Genomic DNA, 14873 nt, shown 5'->3' on the forward strand with positions numbered 1-14873 from the left:
GGACGGTGGGGCGGCTGCCTCGCCCGGCCGCCGCCGCATGTGCGGGACCTGTCCGGCGGATCGGGGCCGGACAGGATCCGGAGGTCAGGCAGCCACCGAAACGGCCGAGCGCACCTGGGCGATGACCTCGGTGATCGCGGTGACGACCTCGACGTCGTCCGCGGGGTGGGTGTCGGCGAAGCGCGTCACGGAGCCGGGGATGGACAGCTTGACGTCCTCCAGGACCACGGCGCCCGCGATCCCGGCGGACTTGCGGGCATCGTCCTGCGCCCAGACGCCGCCGTACTGGCCGAAGGCGGTGCCGACCACGGCGACCGGCTTGCCGGAGATGGCACCGGCGCCGAAGGGACGGGACAGCCAGTCGATGGCGTTCTTCAGGACGGCCGGCATGGTGCCGTTGTACTCGGGCGAGAACAGCAGGAAGGCGTCGGCCCCCGCCGCCACCTCACGCAGCCGGGCGGCGGCCGCCGGGACGCTTCCCTCGACATCGAGGTCCTCGTTGTAGAAGGGCACGTCGGCCAGGCCCTCGAACAGCTCGATCGCGGCGCCCTCGGGGGCGTGCTTGGCGGCGGCCTCGGCGAGCTGACGGTTGTGCGAGCCGGCGCGGAGGCTGCCGACGAGGGCGAGGATGCGTACAGACATGGGAACTCCCGGAAAGGCGGCGAGGTAGCTGAAATCCAATAAATGGACCACGGTCCGTTTAAAGTTGTACCACCTAACCGGACCGCGGTCCACTTATCCTTCCCGGGCGCTACGCTGAGACCATGACCGGCCCCGCCACCCCTTCCCCGAGGCTGCCCGAACCAGGAGAAGAGCGGACGAATCTTCCGCTCGCCCCGACCGATGCCCCCCCGCAGCTACGAGCGGACGCGGCACGCAACCGCACGCTCCTGCTGGACGCCGCCTCCCGGCTCCTGTCCGGGTGCGGAGCGGCGGACCTGACCATGGAATCGGTGGCCGCCGCCGCGGGAGTGGGCAAGGGAACCGTCTTCCGGCGCTTCGGCGACCGGGCCGGCCTGCTGATCGCGCTCCTGGACCACCGGGAGAAGCAGCTGCAGGCCGCCTTCCTCTCCGGCCCGCCACCGCTGGGCCCCGGCGCCTCCGCGGCACAGCGGCTGCACGCCTTCGGGCCCGCCGTCCTGCGCCACGAACGCGATCACCACCCGCTGATCCTGGCCAGCCGGACCGACCCGCTGCGCAACTACGCCGTCCCGGCGCTCCATCTGCGCATCAACCACATCGCGATGCTGCTGCGGCAGGCGAACGTGCCCGGCGATCCGGAACTGCTGGCCCACACCCTGCTCGGCTCCATCGACACCGCCCTCGTCCACCACCTCACCACCGAGCGCGGCATGCCCCTGGAGCGCCTGGAGGAAGCCTGGCACCACCTGGTCACCCGGCTCGGGGCGCCCGCGTAAGCGCTCCGGCACCCCGCGCCCCCTTCCACGACCCCCCGCCCGCTTCCACGACCCCCGCCCACTTCCGCGATCCCGCGCCCGCCGATGTCCCGAAATAGCAGAAAATACGAGCTTCGGGAGGAAAGACCCATATCGCCTCGGCGGCTCTTGATACATGCTGGAGGGACATCGACAGTTCCCGACCCCCGGGGGTCCGATGTCCACCGAAACCCTCACCGACGCCGTGGTGACCGACCTCGTCGCCGACGCCACCGCCGCACCGTCCATGCACAACGCGCAGCCCTGGCTCTTCCACTACGGGCGCCTCAGCCGCACCCTCGTCCTCCGCGCCGACTTCGAGCGCCGGATGCCGGAGGCCGACCCCTCCACCCGCGCCCTTCACATCGGCTGCGGCGCGGCCCTGCTCAACCTGCGGGTCTCCGCCGCCCACCGCGGCCTGGACGCGGTCACCACGATGCTGCCCTCGCCGTCCGAGCCGGCCCTCCTGGCATCCGTACGCCTGGACGACCGCCCGGACAACCCCCTCGGGCCGGCCGACGAAGCGCTCCGCGCGCTCCATCCCGCGATCGCGGACCGGCACACCAGCCGCTATCCGTTCGACGAGCAGGCGATCCCCGACGACGTACGAGCGCGCCTCGCCGCGGCAGCCGAGGCCGAGGGCGCGGACTTCGCGTTCCTGGCCGGGCCCCATCTGGAGACCGTGCTCGGCCTGATCCGGGATGCCGAGGGATACGACCGCGGGGACCCGGCACGGGAGGCCGAGCAGAAGCACTGGGCCCGGTACTCGAAGTCCGACGCACCGGTCGACGGCATCCCCGACTACGCCTTCGGCCCCCGCGACGCCGCCGAGCGGGCGACCAACCGCGACTTCGCCGGCACCGCCCCGCTCCCCGGCCGGGCCCGTGTCCTGTTCGAGCGCCGGCCTCAGCTGGCCCTGCTGAGCACCCGGGGCGACCGTCCGGCGGACTGGCTGCGCGCCGGCCAGGCACTGGAGCGCGTCCTGCTCACCGCCACGCTGGAGCACGTGTCCAGCTCGTTCGCGACCCAGCCCCTGGAATGGCCGGATCTGCGCTGGGTCCTGCGCGAACCGGTCCACGGCACCGGGCACCCCCAGATGATCATCCGTCTGGGATACGGCCCCACCGGGCCGAGGACACCGCGCCGCCCCCTGGGCCGGGTGCTGACGATCGAACCGTAGGAACGCCCGGAAGAGGCGCCGAGAGAAGGCGGTGTGAGCGATGCGGCTCCCCGTGGTCGTCGGAGTGGACGGGTCGGAGGGCAGCCTGCGGGCCCTGGACTGGGCCGCGGCGGAAGCGGCACGCTCCCGGCTTCCGATGCGCATCGTGTACGCCTCGCTGTGGGAGCACTACGAGGGGCTGCGGCCCGCCGTCGACAACGAGCGCCCCGGCGAACAGGTCCTCGCCGAGAATCTCGTCGCCTCGGCCCAGGACCGCGTGCGGGAGCTCAGTCCCGAGGTGGACGTGGTGGCCGATGTGCAGCCCGAGGACCCGGTGGCCGCACTCGTACGGGAGAGCCACAAGGCGGCACTCGTCGTCCTGGGATCCCGGGGCCGGGGCCGGATCGCCGGAATGATCCTCGGCTCCGTCGGACTCTCACTGGCCGGCCGCTCCCACTGCCCGGTCGTGGTGATTCCCACGGCCCCGCCGGTCGCGCCGACGGAACCCGACGGCCGCGTCGTCGTCGGGATCAGCGACGCCGCCGAGCCCTCTGCGGCCGCCGTCTTCGCACTGGCCCAGGCCGCGGCACGCCACGCCGAACTGGTCGCCGTACGGGCCTGGCGCCGCCCGGCGCTCGAACTCCTGAGCCACCCTCCCTTTCCCGGCGCCCCCGCCTCCCCGCAGCGTCGACGGGCCGAGGAACACCTCGAAGAGGTCCTGACGGCCCTCACCGAGCAGGACGATTCCGGAACGGTCGTCCACCGGTCGGTCGCGCAGGGACCGGCGCACCACGTACTGATCGACGCCGCCAAGGAGGCGGAACTCCTGGTGGTCGGCGCCCGGCGGAGCAGCAAATGGCACGGGCTCCAGCTGGGCCCGGTCAACCACGCGGTGCTGCATTACGCGCCCTGCCCGGTCGCCGTCGTCCCGGACACGTACCAGGGCTGATGCGCGTCGGGCCGCGGCCGTACGGTTCTCCTCGTACCGATGCACTCACGTTCGAGTCGTTGCGCTCACATACGAGGGGGAGGACCCGCTCCATGGCCGATGCCACCGTCGCACGCCTTGTCACCACGCTCGCCGCACCGCTGGACCGGGTGCGGGACGCGGCGGACGCCCCGGATCTCCTGCGGTGGCCCGCGCCCGGGGACGGGCGGTCAGCAGGCCGGCGGCGCCTGCTCGTCCAGCACGGTGACACCGAACTGGCCGTCGTCGACCCCGATTCCCCGGACGCGTCGGCGGTCCGCTTCCCCGCGCCCTGGCCCCGCCGCTTCGGCACCTGCACGGTGGCCCCGGGCGGCGACCTCGCGGTCTTCGCCGGGGTGCACTCGGTGCGCGCGGTGGACCCGGCGGGGGCGGTGCGCTGGGAGGTCCGGCACGGCTGCTGGGAGGGCGGCTGCCGCACCCTCCACACCACGTACGAGGAGTACGCGACCGACCGCCGCCACCTCTACGCGGACAGCGGCTCGGCCGTGTTCTCCGCGGACGGAAGCCTTGTGTGGGCCCATGTCCGTGGTCCGGTCGCCGCGTTCGGACCCGATCCGGAGGCGCTGGACGAATGGCTGGTCATCGACGCCGCCGACGGACGGGTGCTGGGCCGGGTGGAGGCGGAGACCGCGGCGGTCGGCTCGGACCACGTCCCGCACCCCGACCCCGCCCGGATGGGGCTCTGCGTCGGCGAGGGGCAGGACGGAGTGCCGATGCTGTGGGGCAGATGGGACGGCGAGAAGCTCTCCGTCGAGCGGTTCTGCAACGACGAGCGGATCCTGACGGATGTGAGCCCCTCCGGCGAGCGCTTCCTGACGGTGACTCATTACGAGGAGACCCTCGGCGTGCACCGGATCGACGACGGTTCCGTACTGTCCGAACTCGGCACCGAGCACACCGTCCCCCGCCACCCCGGGGCCGATCCCGACGACGAGGACGCCGACGAGACGCTCTGGGACTACGCGTGCGGCTTCCTCGACGAGGAGACCGTCGTCGCCGGTACGTCGGAGCGGGACGAGGAGTACGGCGAGGCACGCCACTGGCTGGTGAGCACGGCCGGGGCGCGGATGCGGCTGGCCGCGCAGCTCACGTACCCGTTCCCGGTGTCCGGCGCGCCCACGGCCCTCGGCGACGGCACCTGGTACACGGTGTCGGAGGCGGGCGACACACTGCATGTGTGGAGCCGGTAGCCCCGCGGACACGGGCCGGGGAGGGCGCGCCGTGGCCGGCTTTTCATCGGCCGGAGAACGACCTGCGGCCGCCCCGCCGGACCTGCCGGTGCAGAAACGACCGGGCCCCGCGCCGACGGCCCCCGCGCCCTAGGATCGCCGTCATGGCCGTTCCTCGACGCGACACCCGGGGCATCGTCGACGCCCCCGAGCTCTTCGCCCAGGTACGTTTCCGCCGTCGTGAACCCGCCGCCGGGCTGCGCCCGTACCTGGAGCACTACTGGCTGATCGACTGGGACCTGTCCCAGCCGTACGCCTCCCACCTGGTGCCGCACCCGTCGGTGAACCTGGTCTTCCAGCGGTACGAGGACGAGGACGATTTCGCGGAGGTCTCGGGCATCGGGCTCGAACTCTTCACGCAGAAGCTGGCGGGCCGGGGCCGGGTCTGCGGGGTGCAGTTCCGGCCCGGCGGCTTCCGGCCGTTCGCGCCGGACCGGCCGGTCGCGCAGTGGACCGGGCGGCGGCTTCCCGCCGCGGAGGTGTTCGCTCCGCCCGTCCCGCCGTCGGACGTCCTCGGCCCGGCGGACGAGGACGCGCGGGTGGCGGCGCTCGACGCGTATCTGCTGGCGCTCGCCCCGGAACCGGACCCGCAGGCCGAACGCGCGATGGCCCTGGTCGACGTGGTGCGCACGGACCGTAGGGTGCGCCGTGTCGAGGAACTCGCCCGCATGGAAGGGGTGTCGTCGCGCTCGCTCCAGCGGCTCTTCGCCGCGTATGTCGGCGTCGGCCCCAAGTGGGTCATCCTCCGCTACCGCATCCACGAGGCGCTGGAACGGGCCGAGTCGGACCGGCAGGTGGACTGGGCGGCGCTCGCGGCGGAGCTCGGCTACAGCGACCAGGCCCATCTGACCAGGGATTTCACGGCCACGGTCGGCGTACCCCCGACGGCGTTCGCGCCGCGCTGAGTGTCCGGCCGGGCCCGGCCGGGTCGGGTCGGTCCGGGTTCGGCCGGGTCGGTCCGTGTTCGGCCGACCGTGTTCGGCCGGGTCCGGTTTTGGCGCTCAGTCCGAATCGAGTGCCTTGTCGAAGTTGAACGCGACGATGTCCAGCCGCTCCCGCAGATAGAAACGGTGGGCGCCGGTGCGGTGCGTGCCCGAGTCCAGGTTGAGGTGAAGGCAGCCCGCCTCCCTGGCCCGGTCCTCCAGATGCCCGAGGAGCCTTCGGCCGACCCCGGTGGAGCGGGCGCTCTCGGCGGTGACCAGGTCGTCGACGTACAGCTTCCGGATCTGGCTGGTGTTGTCGATGACGCGCCACCCGGCCGCGCCCACGCAGACGCCCCGGTCGTCGTAGGCGGCGCTGAACCGCAGGCCCTGCCCGTACCCCCGCCCGTACACCTCCCGGAAGAGGTCCTCGGTGAGGTGGGGGCGGAGTTCACGCAGGACGGGAAGCAGGTCGTCGGCCAGTCTGGCGTCGCCGGGTTCGAGGTCGATGATCTTCATGCGGGAACTGTAGAGCCGCCCCGCCTCCGCCCGCGCCGGCGGCCCACCGGCCGCCCGGCCCGCACCTTCGCCACCTGGGCCGAGGAACACGCCGCCGCCTTCCGCCCCTGACCGCGCACGCGGGCAATCGAAACCCCCTGGCCGACCCGCCACGGCCGATGACATCCTGACGGGGTGAACGGACCGGAGATCCACCTCGAAGTCGCCCCCGAGCTGAGGCTCTTCGTCGCGCATGAACGCCGCCGGGGACGCACGGCCGTGACCACCGACGGCGCCTCCACCCTCGGCCATGTCGTGGAGTCGCTCGGCATCCCGCTCACCGAGGCCGGACAGATCCTGGTCGACGGCCGCCCCGCACCCGTCTCGCACATCCCGGGTGACGGCGAACTGGTCGAGGTACGGGCCGTGGAGCGCCCCCAGCAGGTCCCGGGTGCGCCGCTGCGGTTCCTGCTCGACGTCCACCTCGGCACGCTGGCCCGGCGGCTGCGGCTGCTGGGCGTCGACGCGGCGTACGAGAGCGAGGACATCGGCGATCCCGCGCTGGCCACCCGGTCGGCGGACGAGCGGCGCGTGCTGCTCTCGCGGGACCGCGGGCTGCTGCACCGCCGGGAGATCTGGGCCGGGGCGTACGTCTACAGCGACCGCCCGGAGGACCAACTACGCGACGTGCTGGGGCGGTTCGCCCCGCGCCTCGCCCCCTGGACCAGGTGCACCGCCTGCAACGGCCCGCTGAGGACGGCCGACAAGGACTCGGTCAGCGACCACCTGGAGCACGGCACCCGGCGCTCGTACGACGTCTTCGCGCAGTGCATGGAGTGCGATCGCGTCTACTGGAGGGGCGCCCACCACTCCCATCTGGAAGCGATCGTCACCAAGGCGCTCCACGAATTCGCGCCCGCGTCGGCGGACGGGGCGTAGATCCGGGCAGGGGGTACGGCGTCAGCCCCGCCCGGGGCCGCGCGCCGCGACGGGGCGAACGTTGCCTGTCGGGGCACTGGCACCCGCCGCCGGTCGACGGTGTCACGCTCGCGCGTCACGTATCCGCCCCGCTCCAGCCGGTCGGCCGGCCGGGTCGCCGAGCCCGTGGCCGGCCCGGTCGGCTTCGCGATGCGGCCCGTGGTGACACGGCCTACGGCGCCTCGGCGGTCAGATAGCGCTGGATGGTGGGCGCGAGCCAGGCGATCACCTCGTCGCGCGACATCTCGACGGCGGGCCCGAACCGCAGCACGTAGCGCGTGAGCGCCATCCCGAGTATCTGCGCGGCGACGAGTGCCGCGCGGTGGGGCGCTTCGGCCGGAACGGGGCAGACGCCGGCCGTGACCGCGCTGATCTGCTCGGCGAAGACCGTCCTCATACGCTCCGCGCCCGCCTCGTTGGTGACACCGACCCTGAGCATGGCCGTGAGCACGTCGTCGTTCTCCCAGCGGTCCAGGAAATGCGCGACAAGGGCCGAACCGACGTGCTTGCCCGGCAGCGCCCCCAGCTGGGGTATCCGCAGATCGATCGCGGAGGCGGCGGCGAACAGCCCCTCCTTGTTGCCGTAGTAGCGCATGACCATCGACGGGTCGATGTTCGCGTCACGGGCGATGGCCCGGATGGTGGCGCGCTCGTACCCGTCGGCGGCGAACCGCTCGCGCGCGGCTTCGAGAATCGCGGCCTTGGTGGCATCCGAACGGCGGGGCGCGGTGGCGGGCTTCGTCATGCCAACAAATGTAGGCCAACAGCCGTTGACATGCCAGCTCCGCCGGAGTTACCGTTGCCAACAAGTGTTGACCAACGCTCGTTGGCATGAAGGTGAAAGCTGATGAACGGGCCCAGGAGGCAGTCATGACCACCACCCCGAGCACCGCACCCACCCCGAGCACCGCACCCGAGACCGTCGACGTGATCGTCGTGGGCGCGGGCCCCACCGGCCTGCTGCTCGCGGGAGATCTCGCCGCCCAGGGCGTCTCCGTGACGCTTGTGGAGCGCCGCCCGCACCGGACGAGCAATATGACGCGCGCCTTCGCCGTACACGCCCGCTCGCTCGAACTGCTCGACAGCCGCGGCCTGGCCGACGAGCTGATCAAGACGGGCACCTCCCTCAGCCGTCTGCGCTTCTTCGGCAGGCTCTCGCTCGACCTGGACCGGCTGCACACCCGCTTCCCCTTCGTGCTGATCACCCCGCAGTACGAGGTGGAGCGACTGCTGGAGCGCCGGGCCCGTACCGCCGGCGTCCACTTCCGGTACGACACGGAGCTGACCGGGCTCCACCAGAGCGCCGCGTCGGAATCGGTCACCGCCGAGCTGCGCGAGCAGGACGGCAGCCGGGCCACTCTCACCGCCCGCTATCTCGTGGGCGCCGACGGGATGCGCAGCCCCGTGCGCCAGGCACTCGGGCTGCCCTTCCCCGGAAAGGCCGTGATCCGGTCGATGGCCCTCGCCGACGTCCGGCTCGCCGAGGAGCCGGAGGACACCCTCACGATCAGCGGCGGTGGGGACGCCTTCGCCTTCATCGTGCCCTTCGGCGACGGCTGGTACCGCGTGATGGGGTGGAGCTACGCGCACCAGGCCGCCGGCAGCGGCCCTTGCGACCCCGTCGATCTCGAAGAGCTGCGCGAGCTCACCCGACGCGCCTTCGGCACCGACTACGGCATGCACGACCCCCGCTGGATCTCCCGCTTCCACAGCGACGAACGCCAGGTGCCGCGCTACCGCACCGGCCGGGTCTTCCTCGCCGGGGACGCCGCCCATGTCCACTCGCCCGCGGGCGGCCAGGGCATGAACACCGGCCTTCAGGACGCCGCCAATCTCTCCTGGAAGCTCGCCGCCGTACTGCGCGGGCAGACGGCCGCCCCGGAGGCGCTCCTCGACAGCTACCACACCGAACGGCACCCGGTCGGCACGAGAGTGCTCCGCTCCAGCGGCGCGCTCGTCCGCCTCGCCATGGCCCGCACCCCGCTCCAGCGGGCGGTCAGAACCCTCGCCGCCGCAGCGCTGTCCACGGTCCGGCCCGCCTCCGACAAGACCATCGGCATGATCTCCGGCATCTCGATCGCCTACCCGGCTCCACACGGCGCGCATCCCCTGACCTCGAAGCGCGCCCCCGACCTGAGCCTGCGGGAGGGCCGTCTGCACCAGCTGCTGCGCGACGGGACATTCGTCCTCGTCACCCCCGACGGCACCGCCGCTCCGGCGTCACCGACCCCGCTGGTGCACGCCCACTGGCGGAGCGACCGCACCACCACCCTGCTCGTCCGCCCCGACGGCTACATCGCCTGGGCGAGCGAACACCCCGACCCGGCGGACCTGCGGGCCGCCCTCACCCGATGAGCACGCGACGGGCACGACCGCCCGGCCCCTCACCCGGCTCTCCCTCAGCCCGTCACCCAGCCCCTCACCTCGTGAAACGCTGGGCCTCATGTCCATCACCCGTTCCGTCGCCCTGTTCGTCGTCGCCGCGCTCTTCGAGATCGGGGGTGCCTGGCTGGTCTGGCAGGGCGTGCGCGAGCACCGGGGCTGGATCTGGATCGGGGCGGGCGTCATCGCCCTCGGCGCCTACGGCCTCGTCGCCACGCTCCAGCCGGACGGCGAGTTCGGCCGCATCCTCGCCGCGTACGGCGGTGTCTTCGTCGCGGGCTCGATCGCCTGGGGCATGGTCGCCGACGGCTACCGCCCCGACCGGTGGGATGTGATCGGCGCACTGATCTGCCTGGCCGGCATGGCTGTGATCATGTACGCCCCCCGCAATCACTAGGGCGTGTTTCGACAGCAGCGTCGTCCGCCCGGAGGGCGGGGCGTCCGGTGCGTGCGATCGCAAGGCGGAGGGAGGAGAGCGCAGCGGGCCGCGCCGACGACCGACAACGCGGCGAGCAATGGGGTCTCCCCTGCTCGAGCGAAGCCGAGAGCTCGGGGAAGCACCGGACGTTCCCGGCCGGGCAGGACTTTCGACACACGCCCCAGCCCTTACCTGCCTATCCTGGCCCCCGTTACCGATCAGCTGTCCGAGGAGTCCGCCATGGCCGCCACCCCGATCGCCGTCGTCACCGGAGCGAGCAGCGGCATCGGCGCCGCGACCGCCCGGCAGCTGGCCGCGGCCGGTTACCGCGTCGTACTGACCGCCCGCCGCAAGGACCGCATCGAGGCGCTCGCCGCCGAGATCAACGAGGCGGGCCACCAGGCAACGGCCTACGCGCTGGACGTCACCGACCGCGCCGCGGTGGACGAGTTCGCCACGGCGTTCCGTACCCTCGCCGTCCTCGTCAACAACGCGGGCGGCGCGCTCGGGGCCGACCCGGTCGCCACCGGCGACCCCGCCGACTGGCGCCAGATGTACGAGACGAACGTCATCGGCACGCTCAACGTCACCCAGGCCCTGCTCCCCGCCCTCACCGAAAGCGGCGACGGCACGGTCGTGATCCTCTCTTCCACCGCGGGCCTCTCCACCTACGAGGGCGGCGGCGGTTACGTGGCCGCCAAGCACGGCGAGCACGTCCTGGCCGAGACCCTCCGCCTGGAGATCGTCGGCACCCCGGTCCGCGTCATCGAGGTCGCCCCCGGCATGGTCAGGACGGAGGAGTTCGCCACCACCCGCTTCCGCGGCGACACCGAAAAGGCCGCCAAGGTCTACGCGGGCGTCGACGCCCCTCTCACCGCCGACGACGTGGCCGACACCATCACCTGGGCCGTCACCCGGCCCAGCCACGTCAACATCGACCTCCTGGTGGTCCGCCCCCGCGCCCAGGCCTCCAACACCAAGGTCCACCGCACCGGCTGACCGAAGCGACCGGGAAATGAAGGAAGAGCCCCGGACACACCACCCGCGTCCGAGGCTCTTCCGTCAGCGGTGCGCGAAGGCCCTCATCCCTTCACGCACACGATCTGCTTGAGCTTGGCGACGACCTCCACCAGGTCCCGCTGCTGCTCGATGACCTGCTCGATCGGCTTGTACGCGGCGGGGATCTCGTCCACGACGCCGGAGTCCTTACGGCACTCCACGCCCCGCGTCTGGTCCTCCAGGTCGCGCGTCGAGAAGCGCCGCTTCGCGGCGTTCCGGCTCATCTTCCGGCCGGCACCGTGCGAGGCCGAGTTGAACGACTTCTCGTTCCCGAGGCCCTTCACGATGTACGAACCGGTGCCCATCGAACCCGGGATGATCCCGAAGTCCCCGGCCCCCGCGCGGATCGCGCCCTTCCGCGTGACCAGCAGGTCCATGCCCTCGTACCGCTCCTCCGCCACATAGTTGTGGTGGCAGGAGATGACCGGCTCGAAGGACACCTTGGCCTTCTTGAACTCCTTGCGGACCACGTTCTGGAAGAGCGCCATCATGATGGCGCGGTTGTACTTCGCGTACTCCTGCGCCCAGAACAGGTCGTTCCGGTACGCCGCCATCTGCGGGGTGTCAGCGATGAACACCGCCAGGTCGCGGTCGATCAGATCCTGGTTGTGCGGCAGCTTCTGCGCCTGCCCGATGTGGAAGTCGGCCAGTTCCTTGCCGATGTTCCGCGAACCGGAGTGCAGCATCAGCCAGACCGAACCCGACTCGTCGAGGCAGAACTCGATGAAGTGGTTGCCCGACCCGAGCGTCCCCATCTGCTTCGTGGCCCGTTCCCGACGGAACTTGACCGCATCGGCCACCCCGTCGAACCGTCCCCAGAAGTCGTCCCAGCCCGGCGCACGGAAGCCGTACAGCCGGTCCGGCGCCACGGCCTCGTCGTGCATGCCGCGGCCCACCGGAATGGCCTGCTCGATCTTCGACCGGAGCCGGGACAGGTCGCCCGGCAGGTCATTGGCCGTCAGGGAGGTCTTCACCGCGGACATTCCGCAGCCGATGTCCACACCGACCGCCGCCGGACACACCGCACCGTGCATCGCGATCACCGAACCGACCGTCGCCCCCTTGCCGAAGTGGACGTCCGGCATGACGGCGAGGCCCTTGATCCAGGGCAGCGTGGCCACGTTGCGCAGCTGCTGCATCGCGACGTCCTCGACCGAGGCCGGGTCGGCCCACATACGAATGGGGACCTTCGCCCCCGGCACCTCTACATAAGACATAGTTCCTCGATTCCCCCGAAAAGTCTGAAAGCGCAAAACCGGTGCCAAGGTCGGCAAATGAGCCGGCCGACCGGCATTCACAGCGGCGCGTGCGATACACATTGTGTCCACCGGTCGCCATTGAGCGGCAACCGTTTTTCGCACGAAGGGAGCCCAGGGCCGTGCGACGAATGGCCTATGTAACCGGCACCGCGCTGCTGGCAACGCTCGGCGTCGGCTGCAGCGCCGAAACCGGAACCGGTAGTTCCGCAGGCGACAGCAAGCTCGGCGAGACAACTGTCGCCGCAGCGGCCCCCGGCAAGTACCGGACGCTTCCCGACCCTTGCCGCGCGGTCGCGACGTCCACGCTGAAGGACCTGCTCCCGGGCGCCGCCGAACTCTCCGAGGAACAGCAGAAGAAGGTGTACGAGGGCACCGCCGCCGTCACCTACGACACCGACCGCCGGGTCGGCTGCCGCTGGAAGTCCGAGGACCCGTCCGCCTCGCGCGCCCTGTCCATCGACTTCGAGCGCGTCGTCTCCTACGACCCCGCGGTGAGCGACGACGACCGCGCCCGCGAGGTGTACGGGAAGAAGCAGACCGCCGCCGGTCTGCCCTCGCCCTCCGAGAGCCCCGACGCCGCGGACGACGGCACGAAGAAGGCGGAGGACTCGGAGAAGCCGACGCACCCCGCCGCTTCCGACACCGCTTCCGACACCGACTCGGCCTCCGGCTCCGCCTCGCACGCCCTGACCGGCCCCCCCTCCGGAACCGGAAGCAGCGAGCCCGAGAACAAGGCCGAGGACACCGACGAAGACCCGGACGACAACCTCCAGCCGCGCGTCCTCGACGACCTCGGCGACAGCGCATTTCTGAACGATCTGCTCACCCGGGCAGGTTCCACCGCACAGCACCGCACGGTGAGCGTGGTATTCCGCACATCGAACGTCATCGTGACGGTCGACTTCACCGAGCAGCCGGCCGTCTCCACCGTGGTCCCCGACAGCAAGGAACTGCAGGAGAAGGCCCAGGCACTGGCCCGGCAGCTGGTCGACAAGTTCAGCGAATGACCCCGTCCGGGGCGCCCCCGGCGCGCGCCGCCCACGTCCGCCGGGTCCCCGGCCGAGGCGGCATCCGGTCGCAGTCCGTCGTACCGTGGCCCTCCGGACAACCCTCCGGAGCAGTTTCCGGGCCACCCTCCGGAACACCGGCCGACCACCCGCCCGACCGCCTGGCAGCCCGCCCGCCGCGCCACCCGAGTGAAGGAACCATGCACCGTTCAGCCCCGCGACTCTCCCGCATACTCGCCTGCACCGCCGTCCCGGTGATGCTCGTCGTCGCCGGCTGCTCGTCGGACTCCGACGACGCGAAGGAATCGGGCTCGTCCGAGTCCTCCGCATCGGCGAGCGCGACCAAGAAGGCGGAACCGACCGTCGAGCCCGCGAAGTTCGCCGCGCTGCCCGACCCGTGCAAGTCGATCAGCAAGAAGACAGTGACCTCCCTGGTTCCCTCGGCGAAGTCCAAGAACGGCACGGCCGCCACCTCCAGCGACACCTCGTCCCGCGCCGGCTGCTCCTGGAACGGCCTCGACGACAACGGCGTGAAGGGTTCCCAGTACCGCTGGCTCGATGTCGGCTTCACCCGCTTCGACTCGGACCCGTCCCTGGGCAGCGGCGCCGAGCGCGCCCAGGAGGACTTCGACAAGCAGGTCGCCAAGGCCAAGGCCGCCGAGGGCGCCAAGAAGGTCGCCGAGGCACCCGTCAGCGGAATCGGCGAGCAGGCCACCAAGATCACCTATGACCTCACCAAGACCAGTGAGGACTTCAAGTACGCGACGGTCGTGGCCCGGACCGAGAACGTCGTCGTCACCCTCACCTACAACGGCGCGGGTTACGCGGGCGCGAAGACCCCCTCCGCCGACGACATCCTCAAGGGCGCCGAGAAGGCAGCCAAGGAAGTGGTGGCCTCCGTCGCCGACGCGGAGTCGGACAAGCGTTCCGGCTCGACCGCTCCGAGCGGCAAGGCCACGGACAAGGAGGACTCCCCCAAGTCCTCCGGCGGGGACTCCGACAAGGACTCCTCGGACAGCAAGCCGGCGGACAAGAAGACCTCCGCGCAGAAGTCGTCCGTCAAGAAGACGAGCTAGGGTCCTTCGGCCGGATCAAGCCGGGTCAGGCCGGATCAGGGAGCGGGGCACGGCACGCGCCAGGCCCCACGAGCCCGGTGCGATCCAAACGAAAGGCCCTGGCAGCCCCCTGCCCAGAGGCGGCTCGACGAAGCCCGGTGCTCCCCCGAGCGCCGGGCTTCGCCCCTCCCCGCGCAACACGCCGCGTTCCCATGTGCCAGGCTGTGCCCGCCAGAAGTCGCAGCAGGACGCCGGACAGAACGTCGAAGCACGGCGTCGGAACACAGCGTCAAATACGGGAGAACGGGGAGGGGAACGCGGGTGGCCGCGATGCAGCTGACACGCACCCACCGGATACTCATCGGTCTCGTGGTCGCCGGTGCGGTGCTCATCGCCGCGATCGGATTCGCGGGATCGTACGCGGCGGTGCGCGAGCTCGCCCTCCAGAAGGGCTTCGGGGACTTCTCGCTGGTCTTCCCGATCGG

Annotated in this window: 16 protein-coding genes; 12 read left to right on the forward strand and 4 right to left on the reverse strand. The window is 71.5% G+C overall.

Annotated elements, in window-relative coordinates; genetic code table 11:
* Window positions 1-84 precede the first annotated feature (84 nt).
* A complete protein-coding gene (locus ACWCQ6_RS32350) occupies window positions 85-642 on the reverse strand; it encodes an NADPH-dependent FMN reductase (protein WP_451095316.1) in 558 nt (185 codons plus the stop codon).
* A gap of 122 nt (window positions 643-764) precedes the next feature.
* Between ACWCQ6_RS32350 and ACWCQ6_RS32355 the strand changes: the two genes are divergently transcribed.
* From ACWCQ6_RS32355 to ACWCQ6_RS32375, 5 genes are all read left to right on the forward strand, one after another.
* Entirely contained in the window at window positions 765-1418 is a 654-nt protein-coding gene (locus ACWCQ6_RS32355; protein ID WP_451095318.1) for a TetR/AcrR family transcriptional regulator, read from the forward strand.
* Between the two features lie 196 nt (window positions 1419-1614).
* The gene (locus tag ACWCQ6_RS32360; protein WP_451095320.1) at window positions 1615-2616 is read left to right on the forward strand and encodes an Acg family FMN-binding oxidoreductase; all 1002 of its coding nucleotides are present in this window, start codon (window positions 1615-1617) and stop codon (window positions 2614-2616) included.
* 40 nt (window positions 2617-2656) lie between these two features.
* A complete protein-coding gene (locus ACWCQ6_RS32365) occupies window positions 2657-3544 on the forward strand; it encodes a universal stress protein (protein WP_451095322.1) in 888 nt (295 codons plus the stop codon).
* 92 nt (window positions 3545-3636) lie between these two features.
* Window positions 3637-4773, forward strand: a complete 1137-nt coding sequence (locus ACWCQ6_RS32370) for a hypothetical protein (RefSeq protein WP_451095324.1) — start codon at window positions 3637-3639, stop codon at window positions 4771-4773.
* A gap of 143 nt (window positions 4774-4916) precedes the next feature.
* Window positions 4917-5717 (forward strand): AraC family transcriptional regulator, encoded by an 801-nt coding sequence (locus ACWCQ6_RS32375; protein ID WP_451095326.1) that lies wholly within the window; start codon window positions 4917-4919, stop codon window positions 5715-5717.
* A gap of 96 nt (window positions 5718-5813) precedes the next feature.
* Here the strand turns inward: ACWCQ6_RS32375 and ACWCQ6_RS32380 are convergent, their stop codons facing one another.
* Window positions 5814-6251 (reverse strand): GNAT family N-acetyltransferase, encoded by a 438-nt coding sequence (locus tag ACWCQ6_RS32380; RefSeq protein ID WP_451095328.1) that lies wholly within the window; start codon window positions 6249-6251, stop codon window positions 5814-5816.
* Window positions 6252-6425: 174 nt separating this feature from the next.
* Here ACWCQ6_RS32380 and ACWCQ6_RS32385 point away from each other — a divergent pair, with 174 nt between their 5' ends.
* Entirely contained in the window at window positions 6426-7169 is a 744-nt protein-coding gene (locus ACWCQ6_RS32385) for a Mut7-C RNAse domain-containing protein (protein ID WP_451095330.1), read from the forward strand.
* Between the two features lie 211 nt (window positions 7170-7380).
* Here ACWCQ6_RS32385 and ACWCQ6_RS32390 read toward each other — a convergent pair whose 3' ends face one another.
* A complete protein-coding gene (locus ACWCQ6_RS32390; RefSeq protein ID WP_451095332.1) occupies window positions 7381-7953 on the reverse strand; it encodes a TetR/AcrR family transcriptional regulator in 573 nt (190 codons plus the stop codon).
* Window positions 7954-8078: 125 nt separating this feature from the next.
* Between ACWCQ6_RS32390 and ACWCQ6_RS32395 the strand changes: the two genes are divergently transcribed.
* The 3 genes from ACWCQ6_RS32395 to ACWCQ6_RS32405 all read left to right on the forward strand — a co-directional run bounded on the left by ACWCQ6_RS32395 (window position 8079) and on the right by ACWCQ6_RS32405 (window position 11007).
* Window positions 8079-9563: an FAD-dependent oxidoreductase gene (locus tag ACWCQ6_RS32395; RefSeq protein WP_451095334.1), complete on the forward strand. Its 1485-nt coding sequence runs from the start codon at window positions 8079-8081 to the stop codon at window positions 9561-9563.
* 88 nt (window positions 9564-9651) lie between these two features.
* Entirely contained in the window at window positions 9652-9987 is a 336-nt protein-coding gene (locus tag ACWCQ6_RS32400) for a YnfA family protein (RefSeq protein ID WP_451095336.1), read from the forward strand.
* Window positions 9988-10248: 261 nt separating this feature from the next.
* On the forward strand, window positions 10249-11007 hold the full coding sequence (locus ACWCQ6_RS32405; RefSeq protein ID WP_451095338.1) for an SDR family NAD(P)-dependent oxidoreductase: 759 nt from the start codon (window positions 10249-10251) through the stop codon (window positions 11005-11007).
* A gap of 83 nt (window positions 11008-11090) precedes the next feature.
* Here ACWCQ6_RS32405 and ACWCQ6_RS32410 read toward each other — a convergent pair whose 3' ends face one another.
* On the reverse strand, window positions 11091-12284 hold the full coding sequence (locus ACWCQ6_RS32410) for an RtcB family protein (protein WP_451095340.1): 1194 nt from the start codon (window positions 12282-12284) through the stop codon (window positions 11091-11093).
* 170 nt (window positions 12285-12454) lie between these two features.
* Here ACWCQ6_RS32410 and ACWCQ6_RS32415 point away from each other — a divergent pair, with 170 nt between their 5' ends.
* The 3 genes from ACWCQ6_RS32415 to ACWCQ6_RS32425 all read left to right on the forward strand — a co-directional run.
* Complete coding sequence (locus tag ACWCQ6_RS32415; RefSeq protein ID WP_451095344.1) at window positions 12455-13333, forward strand: DUF3558 domain-containing protein; 879 nt, start codon at window positions 12455-12457, stop codon at window positions 13331-13333.
* A 200-nt stretch (window positions 13334-13533) separates the two neighbouring features.
* Window positions 13534-14409 (forward strand): DUF3558 family protein, encoded by an 876-nt coding sequence (locus ACWCQ6_RS32420; protein WP_451095342.1) that lies wholly within the window; start codon window positions 13534-13536, stop codon window positions 14407-14409.
* 309 nt (window positions 14410-14718) lie between these two features.
* Window positions 14719-14873 (forward strand): DUF2637 domain-containing protein (locus ACWCQ6_RS32425; RefSeq protein WP_389744019.1); only part of this gene is annotated, 155 nt, incomplete at its 3' end.

This window comes from Streptomyces sp. NPDC001880, from assembly GCF_053594575.1.